The organism is Arthrobacter sp. P1_B4 (genome assembly GCF_056406555.1).
Genome location: NZ_JBFTZW010000130.1, coordinates 1 through 6,028 on the forward strand (window position 1 = coordinate 1; position 6,028 = coordinate 6,028).

The following is a 6,028-nucleotide window of genomic DNA, read 5'->3' on the forward strand; positions in this document are numbered from 1 at the left end:
CCACGCCCTGAACAGACATAACAAACACCTCCGAAGGTGTCGGGAGGATCCCGCGGATCAACCTCAGGTCCTCAAAGGAATCTGATACATCCCGTCCTGACATCTCCGGAGGTGTTTGTGAAGGACAGACTCAACTCATATCAGCTGTACAAGCCGCGGATCCTCGACTGGGCGGGTGATTGCGCCTCGGGAAGTGACCGGGAGGGCACCGGGAGCGCTGGCTGGCGACGGCGTCGGGACGGCCTGCGGACCGCCAGCGGGCCGTCAGCCCACGAGCTCCAGCTGGATTTCCCGTGTGGCGATGTCCGAGGACACCACCCGGACCCGGACTTTGGTGCCCGGTTCCAGTTCGCCGGGGCATCGTGCGGTCACGGCGGGCTCGGCGATCTGGACGATCCCGGACGGGCCGTTTCCGTTGCCGTTGGTCTTCCCGCCGTTGCCGTTGCTGGTGCCGTTGGTGCCCTTGGCCGGCTTGGGACCGGAGATGACGACAGCGTCGAATTCCTGGCCGACGTGGTTGACGAGCAGCGCCGCTTCAACGGTGTCCAGCGACAACCGCTCCAGTTTCGCGGCCAATTGGTCCGAGGTGCCCATGATGGCAGGGAGGGACGGCAGCGCCTCCCTGGCCCAGGCAGGAACCTCGGTGCCGTTGCTCAGGGCCTCGCAGATCACCAGCACGAAGCGGTCGACCAGCCGCCGCAACGGTGCCGTGGAATGGGCGTAGGCGGCGCCGATGGCGGACTGAACGGCGGCGTTGGGCACTGTGCCGTCGAAGGGTGTGTATCCGGCACCGCGGAAGAGCATCCCGGCTGAATGCACAATGGCCAGCTGCCGGGGGTCCGTCGGGTCAAGGGTCCGCAGGTACTCGCCGTAGCGCATTTCCCCGTCCCAGGGCTTGCCGAGGGCGTGGGTCTGCCGGTGGAAGTGGCGCAGTGACGCCTCGTCCGGGGCGGGCATGGTGCGCAGGATGCCGACTTTGCCCTGGAGCATGAGCGCAGCGGCGGCCATCCCGGTCATGAGTGAAATCTGGGCGTTCCAGTCCTCCACCGGCAGCGGCGGGGCCGCCACGATCCGGTAGCCGCCGTCGGGCAGTTGCTGGATCTCTTGTTCCGGCATGTTCAGGCTCGCGCCGCCGCGCAGGCGTTCCAGTTCCACCCGTTTGAGCCCTACTTCTTTCAGCAGCTGCAGCACGGGCGCCGCGGTGCCGGCGTCGAGCTCGGCCTGGACGCCTTTGTAGTTGAGCTTCGCGCGGCTGCGGACCTGTGCCCGGCGCACGAGGACCGAGGCGACCTCTGCCGCGGCGTCGAGTTCGAACTCCCAGACGAACGCCGCGCACAGCTGCCCGGCGAGCAGGCTGCCGGCGGCCTCGCTGATGATCTCCGGATGCAGCGGAATGCGGCCGTCCGGGGTGTAAAAGGTCTGGCCGCGGCGCCGGGTTTCGGCGTCGAGCGCCCCGCCCGGGGCGACAAAGGAGGGGACGTCGGCGATGGCGTAGAAGACCTTGTAGCCGCCGTCGCTCCGTTCGATAAAGAGGGCCTGGTCCAGGTCGGTGGACGACGCCGGATCGATGGTCACGAACTCGACATGCGTGAGGTCAAGGTCCGGGAGCTTGTGCTCGGCCACTGCCGCCTCCGCGTCGCGGAGCACAACTTCGGGGAACGGGCCGGGCAGTTCCAGCGTGGTGCGCAACGCCTTGAGGGCCCCGGCAAGCTGGTTCTGCTGCTCGTGGACACTGGGGGTCAGGCGATGATGGGACACGAAAATCAGGGTAGCCCGATTTCCGCTATTAGTCTTGGATGATGAGCGCAACTGCGGACGATCCTGCCCTCTACAACAGCTTCCTTGCCGAACTGCTGGGAGTCTTGGCGTACGGCGAGCTTTCCGCCTTCGAGCGGCTGTCCTCGAGTGCCCGGTACTCGCCCACGCTGCATGACCGTGCGGTGCTGGGCAGGATGGCCGTGGTCGAGTTCCAGCATTACGAACTCGTCCGGACCCGGCTCGAGCACATGGGCCTGGATACGGAGGCCGCCATGCTGCCGTTCCAGCCCTCGGTGGACCACTTCCACGAACGCACGCGCCCGTCGGACTGGTACGAGGCCCTCATGAAGGCCTACGTGATCGACACGGTCGCCGCGGACTTTTACGGCGTCGTAGGCCGGTACGTCGACGCCGCGACTCGTGAGTTAATCGGACAGGTCCGCTCCACCGGTGAGTCCACGGCCGTGCTGCAGGCGCGCCTCAAGGCGGCCCTGGCCGATGACCCCCGGCTGGCGTCGCGCCTGGCGTTGTGGGCCAGGCGCCTGCTGGGGGAGGTACTGAACCACGCCCAGCGTGTCAGCGCTGAGCACGCGTTCCTCGGCGGACTGTCGGGGCTGGACGACGCCGGCGCCCGGGCGCTGGTCAACGGCCTGGCGGCCGAACTCGCAGCGAATCACGCGCGCCGGATGACGGAGCTGGGTCTCGCCGGATAGTTTCAGTGCCGGCCGGCATTACGGGCTGGGGACCTGCTTAGGATGCGGCGGCGTCCAACGCCGCCAGCAAGGCTCCGGCGGCGTGGGCCGGATCAGCGGCATCGGTAATCGCCCGGACCACAACGATCCGCCGGGCACCGGCATCGACTACCTGCTCCACGTTACTGAGGTCGATCCCGCCGATCGCAAACCACGGCAGCACGCTTTCGTTGACCCTGCCGGTTCCCTCCGCGTCCGCCCCGCCGATCGCCTGGGCGGCGTAGCGCACCAGATCGAGGCCGACGGCGGCGCGTCCGGGCTTGGTGGGCGTCGCCCACACGGGGCCCACACAGAAATAATCGAGCCCTCTGCGGCCGGGCGCGGCAGCGATGGCGGCGTCCACCTGCTTCGGGCTGTGGGTGGACAGGCCGATCACGGCATCCTTGCCGAGAAAGCCGCGGGCGGCGTCGAGCGAAATGTCCTTCTGGCCGACATGGAACACCGGAGCTCCGGACAGGGAGGCGATGTCCGCCCGGTCATTGACGGCCCACAGCCGCCCGTGGCGCTGCGCCGCGGTGTGCAGGACCTCCAGCAGTTCCAGCTCCTCGGAGGCCTCGAGCGACTTGTCGCGCAACTGGATGATGTCCACGCCGCCGGCGAAGGCGGCGTCCACGAAGTCCGCGAAGTCGCCGCGGTCCCTGCGGGCGTCGGTGCAGAGATAGAGGCGGGCGGTGGTGTGGAGAGGGTCCTGGCTCATGGGACCAGCCTAGTTCCTCTAAACTGGGCGCATACCGCGGGAGCCCGCAGCAGCCATATCGCCGCTGCCCGGCTGAGAGGGCGTCAGAGCCGACCGCTTGACCTGATCCGGCTAGTACCGGCGTAGGGAAGGAATTTTTCATGGGCACACGAGCAGGCCGTGCAGCCGGAGCCGCAAATGACGCCGCCGCCCAGGTTTGTGACACAGGGCCCGGTACCGCAGAGGGAATCATCGCGGGGGATACGAGTGCCGACGTGGCCGTGATCGGTGGCGGGGTGATCGGCCATGGCATCGCGTTCGAGGCCATGCGCTCGGGCCGATCCGTGGTCCTGATCGATGATGCTCCCGGCAGCGGAGCCAGCTGGGCCGCCGCCGGCATGCTGGCCCCCGTGAGTGAACTGCACTACCAGGAGGAGCAGCTCCTGGAACTGATGCTTGAGGCCTCCCGGTTGTGGCCAGGATTCGCTGCGGCTCTCGACGCCGGTGCCGCCGGCGCGGATTCCCCGGCGGGTACCGGCTACTTAACGACGCCGACCCTGGCGGTGGGGGCCGACGCGGCGGACCGGCGCGCGCTCGCGGACTTGAGGGAAGTCCAGCAGGCATGCGGCCTGGCCGTGGAGCCACTGACAGTGCGCGAGGCGCGCACCCGGGAGCCCCTGCTGAGTCCCGGCATCTCGTGTGCCTTCGACATCCCGGCCGACCACCAGGTGGACCCCCGCCTGCTGATCACCCGGCTCGCCGGCGTACTCGGTGCGGAAGGCGGCAGCTTCGTCCGGCGGCGCGCGGCGGGCCTGCTGTGGCAGGACGGACAGGTGGCGGGTGTGCGGTTGGCCGGCGGCGGTTCCGTGCGGGCTGCGGAGACCGTGGTGGCCAACGGGCTCGGCGCCGCCGCGCTCGAGGAGCTTCCGGCCGGGCTGGCGCTGCCGCTGCGGCCCGTCTACGGCGACATCCTCCGGCTTCGCGTGCCTCCGCATCTGCAGCCGCTGCTCACGGCCACCGTGCGGGGCATGGTGCGCGGCATCCCGGTGTACATCGTCCCCCGCCAGGACGGCACAGTGGTGATCGGGGCCACCCAGCGGGAGGATGGACCGTCGGATCCGCACGCGGTTTCCGCCGGCGGTATTTACCAGCTGCTGCGGGATGCCCAGCAGCTGGTGCCTGCGGTCGCCGAGCTGGAGCTTTTAGAAGCCACGGCGCGGGCGCGGCCCGGCACTCCGGACAATGCCCCGCTGCTGGGGCGGGTCGCACGAGCGGACGGCGGGGACGTCCCGGGACTCATCATCGCCACAGGATTCTTCCGGCACGGCGTCCTGCTGACCCCCGCCGCCGCCGCCGTGTGCCGGCAACTCATGGACTTCACGCCGGACCCGCGCTGGGGCGGGTTCCGCCCGGACCGTTTTTCCCGCATCCCGGTTACGTCCGGGGACAGCCCCAAGAAGGAAGCAGCATGAACATCCTACTTAACGGAACGGAGCAGAGCGTCGCCGACGGCGCCTCCGTCTCCACACTCGTCAGCCAGCTTACGGGCCGGAGCATCGGCCCCGACGGCCGCGCCGCCGACGGGCGGAAGCTCGGTGTCGCCGTCGCCCGCAACGCCGAAGTGGTGCCGCGCAGCCAGTGGCACGCCACGGCGCTCGCCGACGGCGACGACGTCGAACTTGTCACGGCAGTCCAGGGAGGATGACCAGCATGAACGAGACGACATTCGCAGGAACACCAGCCGTCCCCATGACCGGTGCGGTGGCCGATCCGTTCGTGGTCGACGGCGTAAAGCTCGGCTCCCGCCTCATCATGGGAACCGGCGGTGCCCCGAGCCTGGACGGGCTCGGGGCGGCGCTGGTGGCGTCCGGGACGGAGCTGACCACGGTGGCGATGCGCCGCTACTCGCCGGCGGAGACGGGCTCGCTGTTCCAGCTGCTCGAGGACCATCAGATCCGGGTGCTGCCGAACACGGCAGGCTGCTTCACCGCCAAGGACGCCGTCCTCACCGCCGAACTGGCGCGGGAGGCCCTGGAAACGGACTGGGTCAAGCTCGAAGTCATTGCCGACGAGCACACACTGCTGCCGGACGCCGTCGAACTCGTGGACGCAACCGAACAGCTCGTGGCCCGAGGCTTCAAGGTCTTCGCCTACACGAACGACGACCCCGTGCTTGCCCTCCGGCTCGAAAACCTCGGCGCGACGGCCGTGATGCCGCTGGGCGCCCCGATCGGCACCGGACTGGGCATCCTGAACCCGCACAACATCGAGCTGATCGTCTCGCGCGCGTCCGTGCCCGTGGTGCTGGATGCCGGGATCGGCACGGCCTCGGACGCTGCCCTGGCGATGGAACTCGGCTGCGACGCTGTGCTGTTGGCTACGGCGGTGACCCGTGCGCAGAATCCGGTGCTCATGGGCGAGGCCTTCAAACATGCCGTCATCGCCGGCAGGCTAGCGAAAGCGGCCGGCAGGATCCCGCGGCGGGAACACGCACTGGCGTCCTCGGCAATGGAAGGCCGGGCCGAGTTCCTCTAACGTCGTTCCTCTGAAGCCTCCCGGGATTGGGCGGCCTGGCCCGGTTCCCCGGGCCAGCATCCCCAAGAACCCCAACGAGTCCTCACCGCATGGCTCGCACAAGGCCGTCATGGCCGAAAGCGGGCACCTACATAACGAGCACCTAAATAACTGGGCGCTACTGGTCGGGCCGGAAGTAGGTGTTCCGTCGGGGTGTCCGGGCGGGGTCGAGATGGGGTGGCGGGATGAACCAGGGGATCCCGGTGCGCATCTGGATGCTCCAGTGTTCCTTATGGATCACGTGGTGGTGATGGGAGCAGAGCAGGGT

Annotated in this window: 6 protein-coding genes, 1 pseudogene and 1 riboswitch; of the genes and pseudogenes, 4 read left to right on the forward strand and 3 right to left on the reverse strand. The window is 68.7% G+C overall.

What is annotated here, in order from left to right; all coding sequences use genetic code 11:
- Positions 1-264: 264 nt before the first annotated feature.
- Entirely contained in the window at positions 265-1,758 is a 1,494-nt protein-coding gene (locus AC1D1W_RS19405; protein WP_243182239.1) for an RNB domain-containing ribonuclease, read from the reverse strand.
- 38 nt (positions 1,759-1,796) lie between these two features.
- Between AC1D1W_RS19405 and AC1D1W_RS19410 the strand changes: the two genes are divergently transcribed.
- Complete coding sequence (locus AC1D1W_RS19410; RefSeq protein ID WP_243182240.1) at positions 1,797-2,471, forward strand: ferritin-like fold-containing protein; 675 nt, start codon at positions 1,797-1,799, stop codon at positions 2,469-2,471.
- Between the two features lie 37 nt (positions 2,472-2,508).
- On the opposite strand, the gene thiE is transcribed toward AC1D1W_RS19410, so the two are convergent.
- A complete protein-coding gene (thiE, locus tag AC1D1W_RS19415; RefSeq protein WP_243182241.1) occupies positions 2,509-3,207 on the reverse strand; it encodes a thiamine phosphate synthase in 699 nt (232 codons plus the stop codon).
- Positions 3,208-3,233: 26 nt separating this feature from the next.
- Positions 3,234-3,354: riboswitch (TPP riboswitch) on the forward strand.
- Here thiE and thiO point away from each other — a divergent pair.
- The 3 genes from thiO to AC1D1W_RS19430 all read left to right on the forward strand — a co-directional run bounded on the left by thiO (position 3,348) and on the right by AC1D1W_RS19430 (position 5,721).
- A complete protein-coding gene (thiO, locus tag AC1D1W_RS19420) occupies positions 3,348-4,658 on the forward strand; it encodes a glycine oxidase ThiO (RefSeq protein WP_243182242.1) in 1,311 nt (436 codons plus the stop codon). Its footprint overlaps the riboswitch before it by 7 nt.
- Positions 4,655-4,891 (forward strand): sulfur carrier protein ThiS, encoded by a 237-nt coding sequence (gene thiS, locus AC1D1W_RS19425; RefSeq protein ID WP_459385307.1) that lies wholly within the window; start codon positions 4,655-4,657, stop codon positions 4,889-4,891. The genes thiO and thiS overlap by 4 nt, the downstream gene beginning before the upstream one ends.
- 5 nt (positions 4,892-4,896) lie before the next feature.
- Complete coding sequence (locus AC1D1W_RS19430) at positions 4,897-5,721, forward strand: thiazole synthase (protein WP_476944552.1); 825 nt, start codon at positions 4,897-4,899, stop codon at positions 5,719-5,721.
- A gap of 157 nt (positions 5,722-5,878) precedes the next feature.
- Here the strand turns inward: AC1D1W_RS19430 and AC1D1W_RS19435 are convergent.
- Positions 5,879-6,028, reverse strand: a pseudogene (locus tag AC1D1W_RS19435) (DUF222 domain-containing protein); the annotation flags it as partial.

Bases quoted from the DNA above. Each gene is read 5' to 3' on its own strand.
- AC1D1W_RS19410 (WP_243182240.1), top strand. From the start codon at position 1,797: ATGATGAGCGCAACTGCGGACGATCCTGCCCTCTACAACAGCTTCCTT.
- thiE (WP_243182241.1), bottom strand. From the start codon at position 3,207: ATGAGCCAGGACCCTCTCCACACCACCGCCCGCCTCTATCTCTGCACC.
- thiO (WP_243182242.1), top strand. From the start codon at position 3,348: ATGGGCACACGAGCAGGCCGTGCAGCCGGAGCCGCAAATGACGCCGCC.
- thiS (WP_459385307.1), top strand. From the start codon at position 4,655: ATGAACATCCTACTTAACGGAACGGAGCAGAGCGTCGCCGACGGCGCC.
- AC1D1W_RS19430 (WP_476944552.1), top strand. From the start codon at position 4,897: ATGAACGAGACGACATTCGCAGGAACACCAGCCGTCCCCATGACCGGT.